Here is an 18629-nt window from a genome sequence, read left to right as displayed (position 1 = left end):
GGCCCCGCCGCCCAGGGCCGTGGGTCAGTCGGTGGTGCGCTGGGATCGCATCTTGGCGAAGCGCTCCGAGAGTCGGCCCATCCTGATCATCAGGGATGCCGGCGGGCTGGTGGTGCCCCGCAGATAGGCGGCGAAGTCGTCGGCGGGCACGCCGATCCGTGACGCGAACTCCTGCTCGCCCAGACCCGAGCGCTCAAGCAGCAGGTGCACGTGGCGCGCCACTTCCGCGCACTCATTGGCCTCCAGGTGCTCGCGAGTGCGGTGCAGCACCTCCGACATCGCGCGCGACACCCCGTAGGGCCTGGCGGTCTCGAGCACCTCTTCGACCTGTCGGGCGGTCCTGCCGAACGGATCCCGCTTGATCGCGACCACGATGCGCTGCCACACGGCGAGGTCGTCGTTCTCCAGCGCGGCCCGGATCGCAGCGGTCGGCCAGAACTCGACCGGACGGTCGTCGGCGGGCGGGTCGGCGCGGCGGTCTGTGCCGCGCACCTCGGGCATCTCAGGGGCCACCATCACCTCGTCTCCTCCAACATGGCCACTGCCACCGCGAGGCAGCGTTGCCTGACCCGCGCCCACTCGGACTCCCCGTCGGCGCCGGCCGCGGCAAGGTCCGGCCCGTCGGCCGGAGCGGGCTCGGCCAGGCGCCGCACCAACTGGGTGGCCACCCAGTACGGCCTGGCCGGTTGACCACAGTAGTACCGGTCCATGCCGGCGAGCACTTCTGCCGCGGTGTTGGCGTCCATCGAATCCACCAGCTCGGCCAGGTCGTCGTAGTCACGGGCGCTGTTGCGCTGCAGGATCAGGAAGCTCTTCAGCCGCAGCGTCTCGGCGCCGGTCGGGATCTGCAGCCGGTCGCCGGTGGGCAGCAGCACGTTGGTGGTCTCCATCGGGCTGATGCGGGCCAGCGGGGGTTGCCCGTTGCCCTCCGCGCCCCGGGCGTCACGTTCGACGGCCAGCGCGTCCAGGGCGACGTCGAGTCTGCCGCGCCACATCGTCACCGGGTGCTTGGGCAGTTTGACCGCGACGGTCTTGCCGTGCGCCCGGTTGCTGACTGCCGCGGTGATCCGCTCGTCGCGCCCGAGGCGGCTGCCGGTGGCCTTGCCGCACGGCTGGCAGCCGCTGAACGCGAGCGGGTCGGCAACGGTGATCGCTTGTGGGACAAGGGTTTTTAGTTTCGCCGCGGACTTGACCACGGTGCGCAGATCCGAACCGGACGGTGCCAGCGCGGAAATGTCGTCGGGGATGATCACCAGGTCGCCGATGTCGGCCTTGGGGAGCGGCTTCTCGAAGTCCACCGACGGCAGGATGCGGTCCAGCCAGCGTGGCAGCCACCAGTTCCACTCGTCGAACATCGCCATCAGGGCGGGCACCAGCACCAGCCGCACCACGGTGGCGTCCACCGCGATGGCCACCGCGCAGGCGACACCGAGCTGGGCGACCAGCGGCATGCCGGCGAACGCGAACCCGATGAACACCGCGATCATGATCAACGCGGCGCTGGTGATGGTGCGAGCGCTTGTGGACACGCCGTAGGCCACGGCGTCACGGGTGTTGCCGGTCTGCAGGAACCGTTCCCGGATCCGGGTGAGCAGAAAGATCTCGTAGTCCATCGACAACCCGAACGTCAGCGCGAGCACCAGCGGCGGGATCGTGCTGTCCAGTGACGAGATCTGCTTGAAACCGAGGTCGGACAGCCAGCCCCACTGGAACACCACCACCAGCGAGCCGTAGGCGGCGGCGACCGAGAGCACGGTCATCAGCACGCCCTTGAACGCGAGGAACACCGACCGGATGGAGACCAGCAGCATCACGAACGCGATCAGTGCGACGAACAGGAACACCAGCGGCTGGGTTGCTGACACCCGGTCGTCGAAGTCCTTGATCAGCGCGGTGGGCCCGCCCACGTCGACGCGGGCGGCGTCACCGGCCACCGGCGGCAACTGGTCGCGCATCCAGTCGATGGTGTCGCGGGAACCCATATCCTCGGGGTCGACCGACAGCACCGCCGACAGCAGCGCGCTGCGCCCGTCGGTGCCGAACACCGGCGGCGACACCGACACGGTGTTCGGGGCCTGGCCCATCTTGTCGCGGAGCGACTCCAGCAACGGCACCTCGGACTGGGCCGTCTGTCCTTCGGGGACGGTGACCAGCACCCGGACCGGGCCGAGCGCGCCTGGGCCGAGCGCCTCGGCCGCGGCGTTGACCCCACCGCGGATCTCGTGGGTCGGGTCGAACTGCCGCTGCATGCTGTTGCCGAGCACCATCGAGAACGCCGGCGCGGCGAAAGCCAGCAGCAGCGCGGCGGCGGCCGCCGCCGAGAGCCACGGCCTGCGCATGACCCAGCCGGTCCAGCGGGTCCAGAACTTCGACTGGGTGGCCTCCACCCCGCGACCCCAGTGCAGGTACGACGACCGCTTCGCGGCCCGGCGGCCGAACGTGGCCAGCACCGCGGGCGTCAGCGTCGTGGAGGTCAGCACGGCCACGGCGACGGCCAGGATCGCACCGGTGGCCATCGACTGCAGCACCGGGGTGTTGATCAGATAGATGCCGGTGACCGACGCGATGACCGTCAGGCCCGACAGCACCACGGCCAGGCCGGACGTGGCCATCGCTGCGTCGACGGCGTCCTCGGGTTCGCGGCCGGCGCGCAGCTCCTCTCGGAACCGCATCAGGATGAACAGCGAGTAGTCGATCGCCACCGCGATGCCGAACATCGACACCGTCGACGTCACGAACACCGACATCGTGGTGTACATCGACAGCAGGAAGACCAGGCCCATGGTCACCACGACGGTGCAGATTCCCAGCAACAAGGGCATCGCCGCGGCGGCCAGCGAGCCGAACACCGCCAACAGGATGATCAGGACGATCGGGAAGTTCCACTTCTCGGCCTGGGCGATGTCGTGTTTGGTGGCCAGCGTCGCCGCGGCGCCGAGCGCGCCCTGGCCGATGACGTAGAGCCGGACCTTGCCGTTCTCCATCTCACCGGGCTCTTCGCCGTCGACGCCGATCTTCTCCCGCAGCTGCTTGGCGACGTCGACCGCACCGGTGTTCTCGAAGTCCAGCTGCAGCGTGATCACGTACGGGCGGTCGGGCTGCGGCGGCGGCTGTTGCGGCGTCGGGACGACCTTGACGCTGGGCACCTCGGAGGCGAGGCGCTCGAGGTGGGTGACCGCGTCGGCCATGTCCTGGAACGACGCGTCGGGGCGCGGTGCGGCGACCAGGGCGAGCGGGGAGGCGCCCTGATCGGGGAACTGCGCCTCAAGCTGGCGCTGTACGTAGAGCGACTGCGAACCTTCGACCTCGAAGCCGCCGCCGGTGAGGTGGCTGGACTGGTTCATCGCCAGATACACCGAGGGCACCAGGAGCAGGAGCCACACCGCGAACACCGCCCAGCGGAACCTGCGCAGGTTGCTGCTCAGGCGCATCATGAACTGCTGGATCGGAACTCCCCACTTTCTCCCCGGCTGCCGATAGCGAGAGGGTACAGCAGGTTTCTGTCAGTTCGCCGGGCTGAAACAGCTGGCAGAAATGCCTCATCCAGGGACGATGCCTGCGGGTTCGGTCGCTGTATTGGTAAGGCCCGAGGGGGCGATGGCAGTATGGCGGCGGAGCTACACAGGCGTCGGGGACCCTCTGCTCATCATCGCAGCACGTTTGCGAAGCACGTCACGCGTGTTAGCGAACTGTTAGGAGTTCGTCATGCATCTACCCGTGAAATTCGCCGCCGTGATCGCCGGAGGGGCCGGCATCGCGATGCTGACCGGCCCGATCGCGGTCGCCGCGCCCGATCCGTGCGCGGCCAGCGAGGTTGCCAGGACCGTGGCCGAGGTCGCGACCTATACCGGCAACTACCTGGAGGCCAACCCGAAAGCCAACGGGGCGATCACCGCGATCTCCCAGCAGCAGGAGGGGCCGCAGTCGATCGCCGCGCTGAAGGCGTACTTCGACGCCAACCCGCAGGTCGCCTCCGATCTGCAGCGGCTCCAGCAACCGTTGGTCGCGCTGTCGGGCAAATGCCGGCTGCCGGTCACCCTGCCGCAGGTGTTCGGGTTGATGCAGGCCGCGCAGCAGAGCCCGGCGTTGCCCGCCGCCCAGAACGCCGCGGTCACCGCGACCGGTTGACCGGCCCTTTCTTGTAGAAGTTCTCATCAACGGTTAATCGCTCGGCAAGAAAGTGCGCGGCGCGTCTGCTTAGCTTTCTAGGATGGTCTCGACCGGCGACCGAAACGGCCCGGTCCACCTCTGACGAAGGAGCCTCCATGGTGTTCTCGGCCCCAGCTGTGCGTCGCACGGTCCTGGGTGTGCTCGGCGCAGGCGCGGTTTCCGGCGGGATGCTGTTCGGTGCCCTGCCCTCGGCCTCTGCTCAGCCCGCTCCGCCACCGCCGAACTGCACGGCAGCCGACTTCTCCGGGGTTGCCTCCGGTGTCTCCGCGGCCACGTCGGCCTACCTGTTCACCCACCCCGACGTGAACGCGTTCCTGACCGGCCTGCACGGCAAGCCGCACGAGCAGATCCGCACCGAGGTCGCCGACTACCTGGCCATGCATCCGCAGGTCGAAGCCGAGCTGCGCGGTGTCCGCCAGCCGCTGACCGACATCAAGCATCGTTGCGGGTTCACCCCTGACGACCCCGACGGCCCGAACTTCCCGTAACGCGGTGCAGGACAGGGTGGACACTCCGCCTGCTCATGGGGGGGAGCTGTCCGCCCAGGACGGCGCGGGTCGGACGGTGTTGATGGTCGACGATGACCCCGACGTCAGAACTTCGGTGGCGCGTGGTCTGCGGCACTCCGGGTTCGACGTCAGGGTCGCCGCGACGGGCAAGGAGGCGCTGCGGCTGCTGTCCAGCGAGTCGCACGACGCGCTCGTGCTCGACGTGCAGATGCCCGAGCTCGACGGGGTCGCGGTGGTGACCGCGCTGCGTGCGCTGGGCAACGACATCCCGATCTGTGTGCTGTCGGCCCGCGACACCGTCAACGACCGCATCGCCGGGCTGGAGGCGGGCGCCGACGACTACCTGACCAAACCGTTCGACCTCGGGGAGCTGGTGGCACGGCTGCACGCACTGCTGCGGCGCGCGCACCATTCCGCGCCCACCTCCGACTCGATGACGGTGGGCTCGCTGACCATCGACACCGCGCGGCGACTGGTGTTCGTCGCCGGGGAACGGGTCGAATTGACCAAGCGGGAGTTCGACCTGTTGGCCGCGCTCGCGGAGAACGCCGGCGTGGTGCTGAGCCGGCAGCGGTTGCTGGAGCTGGTCTGGGGTTACGACTTCGACGTCGACACCAACGTCGCCGACGTGTTCGTGTCGTATCTGCGCCGCAAGCTCGAGCGCGACGGTCTGCCCCGGGTGATCCATACCGTGCGCGGCATCGGCTACGTGCTTCGTGAAGAGCCCTGACATGCGGGTGAGCTGACCCTGCCCGCCGTGCCCCGCCTTCCACGATTCCTGCGATCGGCGTCCCTGCGCACCAGGGTGGCGATCGCCGCGGCCGCCGCCGCGGCAGCGGTGGTCGCGGCGTTCACGATTCTGACCTCGCTGGTGCTGGCCGGCAACGACGAGGCACAGCTGGACCGCCGGTTGGACGCGATCGTCGACGCCAGCGTCTATCCGGACCAGCTGTCCGATCCCCGGCGCGGGGTGCTGCAGACCGGCCGGGCGCGCTCGTCGGGCCAGGTCGTGTACCAGCGCGGCTTCCAGCTGCCGCCGCTGCCGCCGGGCACCGACACCGTCATGGTCAACGGCGTCGAATACCGTGTGCGCACCATCCCGTCGGAGCAGGAGGGCGGGGTGCTGATGTCGATTGGTATCCGCGCCGACAGCATCCTGCTGAGCCGGGCCAGGATCCCGTTCTACATCGGGGTCGGGGTGGTCACCGTGCTGCTGGCCGGGGTGCTGGGCTGGTTGCTGGCCGGCGCGGCGATCAGGCCGTTGCGCAAACTGACCGAACACACCAAACGGCTCGACCACGGCACCGCGCAGATCCCGGCGGTACACGGGGTGCGGGAGGCCGAGGACCTGTCCGAGGCGATGAGCGCGATGCTGGACCGGCTCGCCGCCGCGCAGCGGGCCACCACGAATTCGCTGCAGGCCGCCCAGGACTTCGCCGCCAACGCCGCCCACGAGCTGCGCACCCCGCTGACCGCGATGCGGGCCGACCTCGACACCCTGCGCATCCACAACCTGCCCGAGGAGGAACGCGAGGAGGTGGTCGCCGACCTGTCGCGCGCTCAGCGCCGGGTCGAGGCCATCATCACCGCGCTCGGTCAGCTGGCGTCGGGGCAGCTCGCGCAGGACGAGGACCGCGAGGTCATCGACGTAACCGACATGCTCGACCGGGTGGGCCGCGAGAACATGCGGGTCCGCCGGGACGTGCAGATCGAGATCGACGCCGCCGACGACCTCGGCACCGTGCTGGGCTGGCCGGGCGGCCTGCGGCTGGCGGTGGACAACCTGGTGCGCAACGCCGTGACCCACGGGCAGGCCGGCCGCATCGTGCTCGCCGCGCACCGCGACGGCGGTGTGGTCACCATCGTCGTCGACGACAACGGCCGCGGCCTGCCCGCCGAGGAACACGAGGCGGTGCTGGGCCGGTTCTCCCGGGGCAGCACCGCCGCATCCGGGGGTTCTGGGCTGGGTCTGGCGCTGGTCGCGCAGCAGGCGGCGCTGCACGGCGGGACGATCACGCTGTCCGACAGCCCGCTCGGGGGTCTGCGCGCAACCCTGACGATCTCCAACGATCTTGCACCGCAGGAGTTTTCAGGCTGACGGACGACGCGCCAGTAACCGTGCCCCGGCTCGCCAGCCCAGCAGCAGCACCGCGGTGGTCAACGACGCGACGACGATGAAACTGACCGCGGTGCCCTGCCCGGTGGCCTTGCGCAACAGCATCCCGACCACGATCGTGGCGACCCACACGATCAGCCCGGTCGGCGCCGGCGACGTCGGCTGTCGCCAGGCCCGGCTCACCAGCCAACCGGCGACGGTGCCGGTCAGGAACGGCCAGGCCGTCTCGGCGATCCCGGTGACGGTCAGGCCCTCGGCGTGGCTGCGCCGCCCGATCGTGCAGAACACCACGACGCACACGAGGTCGGCGGCCAGCGCCTTCAGCGCGGTCGCGGAAGACGGGGAGTCGGTCGTCACGAGATGAAGGCTAGCGACCCGGATCCTCGGGTGGCGCACCGGATTTCTCGTCGGGCGGGTGGAACGCCTCCGGGTCCGGGCTGAATTGGGCCGGCGGCGCGGGATCGCCGGGGACGTCGCCGTTGATGTCGGGGTCCAGGGCGCTCTCGGTGCGGAACATGAAGAAGAACACCACCCAGCCGATGACCGAAATGAAGATCCAGCTGATCAGCCGGTAGACCAGCATCGCCGAGATCGCCGACGCCAGCGACATCCCGCTCGAGACCAGGCCGGGCACCAGCACCGCCTCGACCACCAGCAGACCACCGGGCATCAGCGGGATCGATCCGACGGCGCGGGCGGCCGCGTACGCGACGGTGACACCGGCCAGCGACGGGTGCCCGCCGGTGGCGTAGCAGGCGAACAGCAGGCATGCGACGTCGGCGATCCAGTTGAACAGCGACCAGCTGAACGCCTTGCCCAGGTCCCGCCGGCTCAGGTGCACTGCTTCCAGCTGGGTCAGGATCTCGCGCCACTTCGCCAGTCCCATGTCCAGGGGCTTGCCGCGCACCGAGTTGGCCCACGTCAGCACCCGCACCCCGATGCCGTCGAGCAGCTCCGGCCGGCTGGCGACGGCCTGCGCCAGCAGGATCAGCGCGAGGAACCCGCCGAGGGAGAAGATCAGTGACAGCGGGTTCTTGCTCGCGCCGAGCAGGAACGCACCGCCCAGACCCAGCAGGGCGAGCCCGATGACCTGCAACACCCCGGACATCACCAGCTGCCACGACGCCACCAGCGGCGAGGCGCCCCACAGCCGCTGCTGCCGGTAGATGAACGTCGCCGAGAGCACCGGGCCGCCGGGCAGCGTGGTGGACAGCGCGTTGCCGGCGTAGAACGCCGCCTCCGAGCGCCACTGATGCACCCGCACGCCGGCCGAACGCAGCAGCGTGCGCTGGATCTGGGCGAAGCTGTGCATCGATGCCATCGCCGCGACCGCGGCGGCCAGCACCCACAGCCAGTCGGCCGACCGCAGACTGGCCCACGCCTTGGCCAACTGGTCCCGCACGAGCGCGAGTTCCACGGTCAGCACGATGACGGCGAGCGCGATCAGCGCCCAGCGCAGCCACCAGTACCTGCCGCGACTGCGACCCGGCCCGGCCGGGCCGGTCTGGGTGTCGCTCGGGGGCGCGTCGTGAGACACGCGGTACAGAGTAAGCCGCATACACCCTGCAACAGCAGATCCCGAGCGCGTCCAGGCGAGGCCGTTACGCTACCGGAATGTCAGGTGGCCCGTCCTTCGACACCGTGGCCGACGAGTCGGTCAGCCCACTGGTCAGGAAGGCGGCGGCCTGGTCGTGGCGACTGCTGGTGATCCTCGGCGCGATCGTCGCGTTGCTGTGGCTGATGCTGCGGCTGGAGATCCTGGTGGTGCCCGTCGCGCTGGCCACCATCCTGGCCGCGCTGCTGATGCCGGTCGTGGACTTCCTGGACCGTCGCGGCGCCCCCCGCGGCGGGGCGGTGGCGCTGGTGCTGCTGACGGGCTTCGCGCTGTTCGGCGGCCTGCTCACGTTCGTGGTCAACCAGTTCATCGAAGGCGCGCCGGATCTGGTCACCCAGGTGTCGACCAGCATCGAGGGGCTGGTCCGGTGGTTGACCGACGGTCCGCTCGACGTCAGCCCGGCGCAGATCAACCAGGCCCGCGACGAGGCGATCGAGGCGTTGCGCAGCAACCAGGAGAAGTTGACCAGCGGTGCGCTGTCGACCGCCGGCACCCTGACCGAGATCATCACCGGTGCGCTGCTGATGCTGTTCACCCTGATCTTCCTGCTGCACGGCGGCCGCACCATCTTCGCGTTCATCACCCGGGTGTTCCCGTCGCACGTGCGTGACCGGGTCCGCGACGCCGGCCGCGCCGGGTTCCATTCGCTGATCGGGTATGTGCGCGCGACGTTCCTGGTGGCGCTCGTCGACGCCACCGGTATCGGCATCGGGCTGGCGATCATGGGGATCCCGTTGGCGCTGCCGCTGGCGTCCCTGGTGTTCCTCGGCGCGTTCATCCCGCTGGTCGGCGCGGTGGTGACCGGCTTTTTGGCGGTGATCGTCGCGCTCATCGCGAAGGGCTGGATCTACGGCCTGATCACGCTGGGTCTGATCATCGCGGTGCAGCAACTGGAAGGGCACGTGCTGCAGCCGTTGGTGATGGGGCGCGCGGTGGCGATCCACCCGCTGGCCATCGTGCTGGTGATCGCCGGTGGCGGCGTGCTCGCCGGGATCGTCGGGGCGTTGCTGGCCGTGCCGGCGCTCGCGTTCATCAACAGCGCGATGCGGGTGCTGGTTGCCGACGACCCCGCCGCCGAGCAGGCGGCGATGGAAGCCGACGAGGGGCCCGTGGTGCGGGCCGAACCCGACGACATCGAGACCGAGGTGCCCCGGGAGTGATCCCGGGAACCGTCAGAGCCGGCCTTCGCGGCGCAGGAGGTCCTGCGCGCTGAGCCCGTTGCTGCCGCGACGCTTCGGATCCTGGTCCGGCCGCGTGTTCAACTTCTCGGTGGCGGCGTCGGCATCGGTCTGCCGCGCGGCGGGGATGGCCCGCGTGCTGGCGTCGTCGCCGTCGTCGTCCTGCGCGCCCTTGCCGGACGGAATCGCCGTGGTCGGCTCGCTGGTGTCGGGCATGGCGTGGGTCGGCTCGGCGGACGGCCGCAGCGGCGCGGGTGCGGCCGGGCCGGCGCCGGACGCGCCGGTGCCCCGCAGATCACCGAGCCACGACTCGATCTCCCGCTCCTCCCGCGGCTGCGCCGGCGGGGGAGCGCACTTCTCGGTGGCGCGCTGGGCGGCCGCGGTGGCGTTGCTGACCGCGTTGCGCACCGCGTTCTTGGCGATGCCGAACCGGGTGGTCGGGGCTTCCTGTTCGGGCTGCGGCGGCACGGGCGGGCGGGGCGGCGCCCCGGGGATGCGTGCGGTGCCCACTGCCGACGGGTCGGCGGTCCGCGGCGGGGCCGGGATCCGCGTCGTCGGTCCGGGCGGGCGTCCACCGGGCGCGGGATGGGTCGGATCGTGCGGCGGCAGCGGCCGCGCCGGCAACGGCGGGCCACCGGCGCCGACCAGCGCCTCGGCCGGCGCCGTCTCCCGGACCAGCGGACGCTTGCGCTCGTCGGGGAGCTCGGTCTCGCCGAGACCCAGCTTCTCCTGGACCCGCTTCATCCAGCGCGGCGCCCACCAGCAGTCGTCGCCGAGCAGCTTCATGATCGCGGGCACCAGGAACATCCGGATGATCGTCGCGTCCAGGAGCAGCGCGATCAGCAGACCGAACGCCAGGTACTTCATCATCACCAGGTCGGAGAACACGAAAGCGCCCGCGACGACGGCCAGCACCAGCGCGGCGCCGGTGATCAGGCGGCCGGTGGTGGCGGTGCCGATGCGGATCGCCTCGGCGGTCGACATTCCGCGCTCGCGGGCCTCGACCATGCGCGACACCAGGAACACCTCGTAGTCGGTGGACAGACCCCAGATCACGGCGATGATCAGGCCGATCATCGGCGCCATCAGCGGCTGCGGCGTGTAGTTCATCAGGCCCGACCCGTGGCCGTCGACGAACATCCAGGTCAGGATGCCCATCGTTGACCCGAGCGTCAGCGCGCTCATCAGCGCGGCCTTGATCGGTAGCACGATCGACCCGAACGCCAGGAACATCAGGATCGTGGTGGTGACGATCAGCACCAGGCCCATCAGCGGCAGCCGGTCGAACAGGCTGTGGATGCTGTCCTGTTCCAGCGCGGGGGTGCCGCCGACGGAGATGTCGATGCCGCGCGGCGGCTGGATGGACCGGAGCTCGTCGATCTTCTGGGAGGCGTCGTTGCGATTCACCAGACCGTTCTGGATCACCCGGACGGACGGATCCTCCGAACCGCCCTCCTGGACGGACCGCTCCTGCCACATCTTCGACGGATCGTTGTCCGGGTCGGTGAACCCGCTGATCGTCATCGCCTTGGCGCGGATCTCGGCGAGCTGCTGGTCGGTGACCGCTTCACCGTCCTGACGCTCGATCACCAGAGTCAGCGGCTCGGTGCGGAAGCCCGGGAAGCTGCGGTCGAAGTCCTCCTGCGCCTGACGCACCCCGTTGTCGGGCGGCAGGTATTTCTCGCTGATGCCGCCGAGGGCCAGCTGTCCCAGCGGGATGACGAGCAGGATCATCACGATCAGGATGGGCGCGGCGAACGCGATCGGCCGCTTCATCACGACGTTGACCAGCCGGCCCCAGAAACCCTTCTCGACCTCGGCGCGGGTCTTGGTCTTCTGGGTCTTCTCGGCCAGCCACTCCAGGTAGACCCGCATCGGCTTCCAGTTGCGGAAGAACGGTACCCGCAGCAGCGTGCGCACCCCGAGCGCGTCGACATTGCGGCCCAGGATCGCGAACGCGGCGGGCAGCACGGTGACCGACAGGATCGCCGCGAGCATGACCGACGCGATGATCGCGTAGGTGATCGACTTCAGGAAGCCCTGCGGGAACAGCAGCAGCGGCACCGACGACGCGACCAGGATCACCGCGGAGAACATCACGGTGCGGCCCGAAGTCATCACCGTGCGGCGCACGGCGGCCTCGGTGTCGTAGCCCTCGGCGATCTCCTCACGGAACCGGCTCACCATGAACAGGCCGTAGTCGATCGCGATGCCGAGGCCCATCAGCGTGACGACGGGCTGGGCGAAGAAGTGCACCGGCATGAACTCGGCGAACAGCCGCATGATGCCCAGTGCGCCGGCGATGGTCAGACCGCCGATGATCGCGGGAAGGGCCGCGGCGATCACGCCGCCGAACACGAAGAACAGCACCACTGCGACCAGCGGGATCGCCGCGACCTCGGCGCGCTTCTGGTCCTCGCCGATGGTGCCGGTGAGTTCACTGGCCAGCGGCTGCAGGCCGGCGAGCGCGATGTTGCCGTCGTTGACCTTCTGCAGGTCCGGTTCGACGACCTGGTAGTTCTTCAGGATCTCGTCGTCGTCGTCGCCCTTGAGCGGAATGCTGATGAAGGTCTTGGAGCCGTCCTCGGTCTTCATCTGCTGCACGGTCTCGGCCGTGCTGTCGGGGGCCCGCAACCAGCCCACCCAGCTGACGATCTGATCCGGGTGCTCGGCCACCACGTCGTTCAGCTCGCCGGTGACCTTTTCGATCCACTGTGGGTCGGTGACCTTCTTTCCGTCCGGCGGAGTGAGGATCGCCACCACATGGCTGGTCCGGTCGCGCCCGTAGGCCTCGTCGGAGACCAGCGACGCGTGCACCGACTGGCTGCCCTCGTCATAGAAACCGCTCTGTGTGACGTGCTGTCCCAGGCTGATGCCGTAGACGCCGCCGCCCAGGCACAGTGCGACCATGACACCGATCACTATGTATCGGTACTGGTACACCGTTCGACCCCACCAGGCGAACACGTAATGCTCCTATCGGTCTTCGAAAGTCCCTGTCATCTTCGCCCCCACACGTCGGACCCGGGGCTTTCAGTTATCTAGACGCGCGAGTTCAGCAGCGACGACAGCGGCCGGAAAGGCTGCAGCCAGGCGCCCTGCTCGGGTAGCGAGTCAAGTCCGATCCGCGGCAACGGCTCCCGGAAGACACCGGGGATGTCTTCCAGATCGACGAACTCCAAGGTATCCGACGCTAACGCCCAACTGGCATGTTCGCGAAATCCGAGCACCTGGACCTCGACACCGCTTCTGGCGATGTCCTCCAGCGGCAGTTTGAACGCCTGGCCGTCGGCCGAGGCCACGATCAGCCCGGCCAGTCCTTCGCTGCGCCGCAGCGCGATGTGGGCCAGCATGTCGCTGTCGACGTCGCTGTCCTCGTCGATCTTCGGTTTGGCGAACACCGCGAAACCGACGTTGCGCAGCGCCTCCACCCAGGGCCGGACGACGTCGGCGCTTCCGGGGGCGATGTTGGTGAACACGGTGGCCTCGGGTTCCAGCGCCACCGGTCGTCCGGACCCGGCCTGCGCGGCGGACAGGTCGGCGGTGCGGCCGAGCAGCCAGCGGCCCAGCGCGTCGAATCGCGGCCGGTGCGCGGCGGTCGGGCGGCCGCCGAGGATCGCGCCGAGTCCCATGTCCAGGTTGGGGGCGTCCCACACCAGCAGCACCCGGGCTTCGGGTGCGGTGTCGGCGCCCAGCGCGGCTGGGGTCACGGGCTCGGGGTTGTCCGGCGCGTCCGGCGGGGCCGGCATGTTGTCGGTCAGGCTCATGGTGTTCTCTCCCAGAGGAGTTCGGCAACGGTGGGACCGGCCAGCGCCTTGCGCTCGTACTTGGTGACGGGCCGGGCCACGGAGACGGGCAGTCCTGCGGTGTCGGCGCCGGTGCCTGCCTCGACGCGGCGCAAGAGCGGTTCGGCATCGCCGACCTCGGCGATGTGCTCGGCGTAACCCATGTGGTCGGTGGCGACATGCAGGATCCCGCCCGGCCGCAACCGGTCGGCGATCAGTGCCACGATGTCGGCCTGCAGCAGCCGGCGCTTGTGGTGCCGGGCCTTGGGCCATGGATCGGGGAAGAACACCCGCACACCGGTCAGCGAGCCCGGGCCGACCATGTGGGTCAGCACGTCGACCCCGTCGCCGCGGATCAGCCGGATGTTGGTGACGGGATGGTCGGTTCCCGAGGTCCGGTCGATCGCGGCGAGCAGCTGGGCCAGCCCCCGCCGGTAGACCTCGACGGCGATGACGTCGACGTCGGGTTCGGCCTGGGCCATGGCCAGTGTCGAGGTGCCGGTGCCGCAGCCGATCTCCAGCACCAGCGGCGCGGTGCGGCCGAACCACGCTTCGAGGTCGAGCCGGCCCGCCTGCGCGTCGCCGTCGCGGGCCTGACACCCGAGCTGCGGCCAGAGCCGGTCCCAGATGGCCTGCTGGTTGTCCGAGATCGTCGAGCGGCGGGCCCGGAAGCTGGTGACCCGGCGGTGGAAGTGCGGATGGTCCTCGGGGTCCGGCGCCTCGGGTGCGGCGAGGTCGGACTCCGGCGTGTGCATCCGTCCATAGTCGCTCATCGCGCCTGCGCTCCCTGCATCGTGTGACAGATTGATACCCAACAGTTGCCTTGTGAATTCGTGTCCTGACCGGCCCGCGACCGGTGCCACGATGGGAGTTCGGAGCGGGCCGTCCACCGGTCCGGGACACGGGGGCAGGCACATGTTCGCCGACGTCGTGGCGGAGTTCGCCGCACACACGCACGACCCGCGGCTGCGCGCCGTGCCGGAGCGCCTGCGGGACCCGCTCAGGGTAGCCGTCCGGGGCCGGAGCGGGGTGGGCTGCGGGTCCGTCGCCCGCGCGCTGGCCGCGTCCGGCGTGCCGGTGGTGACCGCCGTAGATGCCGCCGACGCGCAGGTGATCGTGGTCGCCGAGGTGCTCAAACCCGAGGACCGGGCGCTGCTCACGGCGCCGGTGCCGACGGTGATCGTGCTGAACAAGGCGGACCTGGCCGGCCGGGTCGTCGGCGGGCCGCTGGCCGCGGCGACGGCGTGCGCGGCCCGGATCAGCGGGACGGCCGGGGTGGCGGTAGTGCCGATGATCGCGCTGCTGGCCCGGCCCGAGCTCGACGGGCGGGATGTCGCGGCGCTGCGGACACTGGCCGCGACCCCGGCCGACATGACTTCCACCGACGCGTTCGTCGACGCCGAGCACCCGGTGCCGGCCGAGGTTCGGCGCCGGCTGCTCGCCCGGCTGGACCGGTTCGGGCTCGCACACGCCGTGCTCTCCTGCGCCGAAGGGGCCGACGCGGCGACCGTCAACCGCGCGTTGCGCGATCTCAGCCAGGTCGGCCGCGTGGTCGCGGCGGTGGACGCGATGACCGCCGAGGTGACGTACCGGCGGGTGTGCGCGGCCGTCGACGATCTGCACCGGGTGGCCGCCGAAACCCGCGACGACGGACTGGCCGGCTTCCTCGCCGGCGACGACGCGGTGATCGCGGTGATGGCCGCCGCCGTCGACGCGATGGAGGCGACCGGGCTGCGGGTCGACCGCGGCGACAGCCCCGACGCCCACGAACGGCGCGCCGTGTACTGGCACCGCTACGCGGGCGGCCCGGTCACCGGGCACCACGGACGTTGCGCGGCAGCCATCGCGCGCGGCTCACTGCGGTTGCTGAGCCGGTCGCGGTGACCGCACCGGACGTGGTGCTGGTGACCGGCCCGCCGCGGGCGGGGGTGACCAGCCTGGTCGGGGAGCTGCGCAGCAGGATGCCGAACTGCCGGTTCGTCGAGCCGGGCGACGCCGGGCACACCGGCCCACTCGCGATGGTGCTGTTCGTCGTTTCGGCGGTGGCTCCGATCACCGAATCCGACTGCGCGCTGGCCGCTCTCGCGACCGCGGCCACTGACGCGGTGGTCGCGGTGGTGTCCAAGATCGACGACCACCGCGACTGGACCGCCGTGCTGGCCGCCGACCGGGCGCGGCTGGCCGCGCACACGCCGCGGCTGGCCCCGATCCCGTGGATCGGCGTGGCGGCGGCGCCGCGGCTGGGTGATCCGGTGATCGACGAACTGGTCAGGGTGCTCGGGGAGCAGCTGGCGGACCCCGGCCGGGCCGGGCGGAACCAGCTGCGCGCATGGGCGGCCCGCGAGCAGACGCTGCGCGACGAGCGGGACCGGCTGATGCGGGAGCGCCGGGCCGGCGCGGCGCGGCGGGCGACCCTGCTGCGCACCGACCTCGCGCAGGCCCGCCTCACCGTGACCCACACCGCGCGGAAGCGGTGCGCGGCGCTGCGCACGGAACTGCTCGACGACGCGGCCGCGGCGGGCAGGGGGGACGTCAACGGGTTCGCCGACCGCGCCCGCAGGCGCGCGGCCGAGGTCCTCGCCGCCGTCGACGCGGACCTCACCGCGCACGCCCATGCCGAGGCCGATGGTCCCGCGGCGGCGCCGGACGAGCCGTGGCTGCCGGATCCGCCGCTGCGCGCCCGGCGGCTGGAGATCCGGCTGATGACGGTGCTGGGCGCGGGGTTCGGGCTGGGGGTCGCGATGGTGGTGCCCCGGCTGCTGTCGGGGCTCGCCCCGGAACTGGCCACCGTCGGGCTGCTCGCCGGCACCATGCTCGGCCTGGTCACGACCGCGTGGGTGATCCGGACCCGGGCGCTGCTGCACGACCGGTCCGTGCTGGAGCGCTGGGCGCTGGAGGTGGTGGCTGCGCTGCGCGTTGTCAGCGAGGAACGGGTGGCGACCCGGATGCTGGCGGTCGAGACCGCGCTCGCCGCTGCGGGCGCGGCCTCCGGGGACGCGGAGGACGCCGTGGCAGGCGCGCGGATCGCGCAGGTCGAGGCCGCGCTGCGGGAGTTGTCCCGTGCGCGGCAGCGCCGAATCGGGCACCATGACTTGTTACCGCTCGGTAGATCGCCCGGTGGGAACCATCTGAATCGTTCCTGTGAGTGAATGGACATCGTCCTGATTCACCGCGGGTATGTCACCCGCGTTAACCTCAGTAGACAGTGACCAGGGAATCTGAGCCTTGGGTTCTGATTCCGGCGCCTGCGTTCTGGCAGGCCTTCGTCGAGATGCAGGGGAGACGACACAGCATGACCGCAGCGACCATTCCGGGACTCGACAACGCACCGACCAAGCACGAGGGTCTGCTCACCTGGGTTCGCGAGGTCGCCGAGCTGACCCAGCCCGACCGCGTCGCATGGGCCGACGGCTCGCAGGAGGAGTACGACCGGCTCTGTGAGCAGCTGGTCGAGGCGGGCACCTTCCAGAAGCTGAACCCGGCCAAGCAGCCGAACTCCTACCTGGCGCTGTCCGACCCGTCCGATGTGGCGCGCGTCGAGTCCCGCACCTTCATCTGCTCCGAGCGCGAGATCGACGCCGGCCCCACCAACAACTGGATGGACCCGGCCGAGATGCGCGGCATCATGACCGATCTGTACCGCGGCTGCATGCGCGGGCGCACGCTGTGGGTGGTGCCGTTCTGCATGGGCCCGCTCGACGCCGACGACCCCAAGCTGGGTGTGGAGATCACCGACTCCGAGTACGTCGTGGTGTCGATGCGCACGATGACCCGGATGGGTGCGGCGGCGCTGGAGAAGATCGGCGACGACGGCTTCTTCGTCAAGGCGCTGCACTCGGTCGGTGCGCCGCTGCAAGATGGCCAGGCGGACGTGCCGTGGCCGTGCAACGACACCAAATACATCACCCACTTCCCGGAGACCCGGGAGATTTGGAGCTTCGGCTCCGGGTACGGCGGCAACGCGTTGCTGGGCAAGAAGTGCTACTCGCTGCGCATCGCGTCGGCCATGGCGCACGACGAGGGCTGGCTCGCCGAGCACATGCTGATCCTGAAGCTGATCAGCCCGGAGAACAAGGCGTACTACATCGCCGCGGCGTTCCCGTCGGCATGCGGTAAGACCAACCTCGCGATGCTCCAGCCCACCATCGAAGGCTGGCGCGCGGAGACCGTCGGCGACGACATCGCCTGGATGCGGTTCGGCAAGGACGGCCGGCTCTACGCCACCAACCCCGAGTTCGGCTTCTTCGGTGTCGCCCCGGGCACCAACTGGGACTCCAACCCGAACGCGATGAAGACGATCGCCGCCGGCAACACCGTCTTCACCAACGTCGCCAAGACCGACGACGGCGACGTGTGGTGGGAGGGCCTGGAGGGCGAGCCCGACCACCTGATCGACTGGAAGGGCAACGACTGGGTGCTGCGGGAGACGGAAACCAAAGCGGCGCATCCGAACTCGCGCTACTGCACCCCGATCTCCCAGTGCCCCACGCTCGCGCCGGAGTGGGACGACCCGCAGGGGGTGCCGATCTCGGCGATCCTGTTCGGCGGCCGCCGCAAGACCACCGTCCCGCTGATCACCGAGGCCCGCGACTGGCAGCACGGGGTCTTCATCGGCGCCACGCTGGGTTCCGAGCAGACCGCGGCCGCCGAGGGCAAGGTCGGCACCGTACGGCGTGACCCGATGGCGATGCTGCCGTTCCTCGGCTACAACGTCGGCGACTACTTCCAGCACTGGATCAACATCGGCAAGCAGGCCGACGCGTCGCAGCTGCCGAAAGTGTTCTTCGTCAACTGGTTCCGCCGCGGTGACGACGGCCGCTTCCTGTGGCCCGGTTTCGGTGAGAACAGCCGGGTGCTGAAGTGGGCCGTCGAGCGCATCGAGCACAAGGCCGACGGCAAGAGCACCCCGATCGGCATCGTGCCCACCGCGGCCGACCTCGATCTGGAGGGTCTGGACGTGGACCCGGCCGACGTCGACGAGGCGCTGGCGGTCAAGGTCGAGGAGTGGCAGGCCGAGGTGCCGCTGATCGAGGAGTGGTTCGAGTTCGTCGGCGAGAAGCTGCCCACCGGCATCAAGGACGAGTTCGACGCGCTGAAGACCCGCCTGGCCGAAGAGCGCTGATCCCTCCACCGCGAGCGTGCGTGTCTGCGCCCGGACACGCCGCCCGCGGGCCGAATTCGCGCACGCTCGTCGCTGAGCGGGCTGGTGCGGATCCGACAAGCCGCTCTTGACACCTGTCAACTGTGGCGAAGTAA

15 protein-coding genes are annotated in these 18629 nt (G+C 70.2%); 8 read left to right on the top strand and 7 right to left on the bottom strand.

The window, feature by feature from the left end:
- Positions 1-24 precede the first annotated feature (24 nt).
- The gene (locus ACXMYJ_RS08940) at positions 25-516 is read right to left on the bottom strand and encodes an XRE family transcriptional regulator (RefSeq protein ID WP_443187581.1); all 492 of its coding nucleotides are present in this window, start codon (positions 514-516) and stop codon (positions 25-27) included.
- Positions 516-3434, bottom strand: coding sequence for an MMPL family transporter (locus ACXMYJ_RS08935; protein WP_443187526.1), 2919 nt, complete (start codon positions 3432-3434; stop codon positions 516-518). The genes ACXMYJ_RS08940 and ACXMYJ_RS08935 overlap by 1 nt, the downstream gene beginning before the upstream one ends.
- Before the next feature lie 271 nt (positions 3435-3705).
- Between ACXMYJ_RS08935 and ACXMYJ_RS08930 the strand changes: the two genes are divergently transcribed.
- The 4 genes from ACXMYJ_RS08930 (at position 3706) to ACXMYJ_RS08915 (ending at position 6777) form a co-directional block, all read left to right on the top strand.
- A complete protein-coding gene (locus ACXMYJ_RS08930) occupies positions 3706-4128 on the top strand; it encodes a hemophore (RefSeq protein WP_260756317.1) in 423 nt (140 codons plus the stop codon).
- A gap of 137 nt (positions 4129-4265) precedes the next feature.
- Positions 4266-4658 carry a heme-binding protein gene (locus ACXMYJ_RS08925; protein ID WP_260756318.1) on the top strand — a complete coding sequence of 131 codons (393 nt, stop codon included), beginning with the start codon at positions 4266-4268 and terminating at the stop codon, positions 4656-4658.
- Positions 4659-4662: 4 nt separating this feature from the next.
- The gene (locus ACXMYJ_RS08920; RefSeq protein WP_313901364.1) at positions 4663-5409 is read left to right on the top strand and encodes a response regulator transcription factor; all 747 of its coding nucleotides are present in this window, start codon (positions 4663-4665) and stop codon (positions 5407-5409) included.
- Positions 5410-5436: 27 nt separating this feature from the next.
- Positions 5437-6777 (top strand): sensor histidine kinase, encoded by a 1341-nt coding sequence (locus ACXMYJ_RS08915; RefSeq protein ID WP_260756319.1) that lies wholly within the window; start codon positions 5437-5439, stop codon positions 6775-6777.
- Here ACXMYJ_RS08915 and ACXMYJ_RS08910 read toward each other — a convergent pair.
- On the bottom strand, positions 6769-7152 hold the full coding sequence (locus ACXMYJ_RS08910) for a DUF3054 domain-containing protein (RefSeq protein ID WP_460355495.1): 384 nt from the start codon (positions 7150-7152) through the stop codon (positions 6769-6771). The two genes, ACXMYJ_RS08915 and ACXMYJ_RS08910, sit on opposite strands and share 9 nt — an antisense overlap.
- A gap of 10 nt (positions 7153-7162) precedes the next feature.
- Entirely contained in the window at positions 7163-8332 is a 1170-nt protein-coding gene (locus ACXMYJ_RS08905) for a lysylphosphatidylglycerol synthase transmembrane domain-containing protein (RefSeq protein ID WP_443187527.1), read from the bottom strand.
- Between the two features lie 77 nt (positions 8333-8409).
- Between ACXMYJ_RS08905 and ACXMYJ_RS08900 the strand changes: the two genes are divergently transcribed.
- A complete protein-coding gene (locus tag ACXMYJ_RS08900) occupies positions 8410-9570 on the top strand; it encodes an AI-2E family transporter (protein WP_460355492.1) in 1161 nt (386 codons plus the stop codon).
- A gap of 12 nt (positions 9571-9582) precedes the next feature.
- Here ACXMYJ_RS08900 and mmpL3 read toward each other — a convergent pair whose 3' ends face one another.
- The 3 genes from mmpL3 to trmB form a co-directional block, all read right to left on the bottom strand.
- Positions 9583-12555 (bottom strand): trehalose monomycolate exporter MmpL3, encoded by a 2973-nt coding sequence (gene mmpL3, locus ACXMYJ_RS08895; RefSeq protein ID WP_460355490.1) that lies wholly within the window; start codon positions 12553-12555, stop codon positions 9583-9585.
- Between the two features lie 74 nt (positions 12556-12629).
- The gene (locus tag ACXMYJ_RS08890) at positions 12630-13355 is read right to left on the bottom strand and encodes an NYN domain-containing protein (protein ID WP_260756324.1); all 726 of its coding nucleotides are present in this window, start codon (positions 13353-13355) and stop codon (positions 12630-12632) included.
- On the bottom strand, positions 13352-14146 hold the full coding sequence (gene trmB / locus ACXMYJ_RS08885; RefSeq protein ID WP_443187530.1) for a tRNA (guanosine(46)-N7)-methyltransferase TrmB: 795 nt from the start codon (positions 14144-14146) through the stop codon (positions 13352-13354). Before trmB ends, ACXMYJ_RS08890 begins: the two co-directional genes overlap by 4 nt.
- 91 nt (positions 14147-14237) lie before the next feature.
- Between trmB and ACXMYJ_RS08880 the strand changes: the two genes are divergently transcribed.
- The 3 genes from ACXMYJ_RS08880 (at position 14238) to ACXMYJ_RS08870 (ending at position 18495) form a co-directional block, all read left to right on the top strand.
- Positions 14238-15257: a hypothetical protein gene (locus tag ACXMYJ_RS08880; RefSeq protein WP_443187531.1), complete on the top strand. Its 1020-nt coding sequence runs from the start codon at positions 14238-14240 to the stop codon at positions 15255-15257.
- Entirely contained in the window at positions 15254-16522 is a 1269-nt protein-coding gene (locus tag ACXMYJ_RS08875; protein WP_460355486.1) for a hypothetical protein, read from the top strand. Before ACXMYJ_RS08880 ends, ACXMYJ_RS08875 begins: the two co-directional genes overlap by 4 nt.
- Before the next feature lie 143 nt (positions 16523-16665).
- On the top strand, positions 16666-18495 hold the full coding sequence (locus ACXMYJ_RS08870) for a phosphoenolpyruvate carboxykinase (GTP) (protein ID WP_260756328.1): 1830 nt from the start codon (positions 16666-16668) through the stop codon (positions 18493-18495).
- Positions 18496-18629: the final 134 nt, after the last annotated feature.

This window comes from Mycobacterium sp. ZZG, assembly GCF_054786995.1.
Note: the sequence above shows the minus strand (reverse complement) of the source record. Positions and strands in the feature narration are given on the sequence as shown.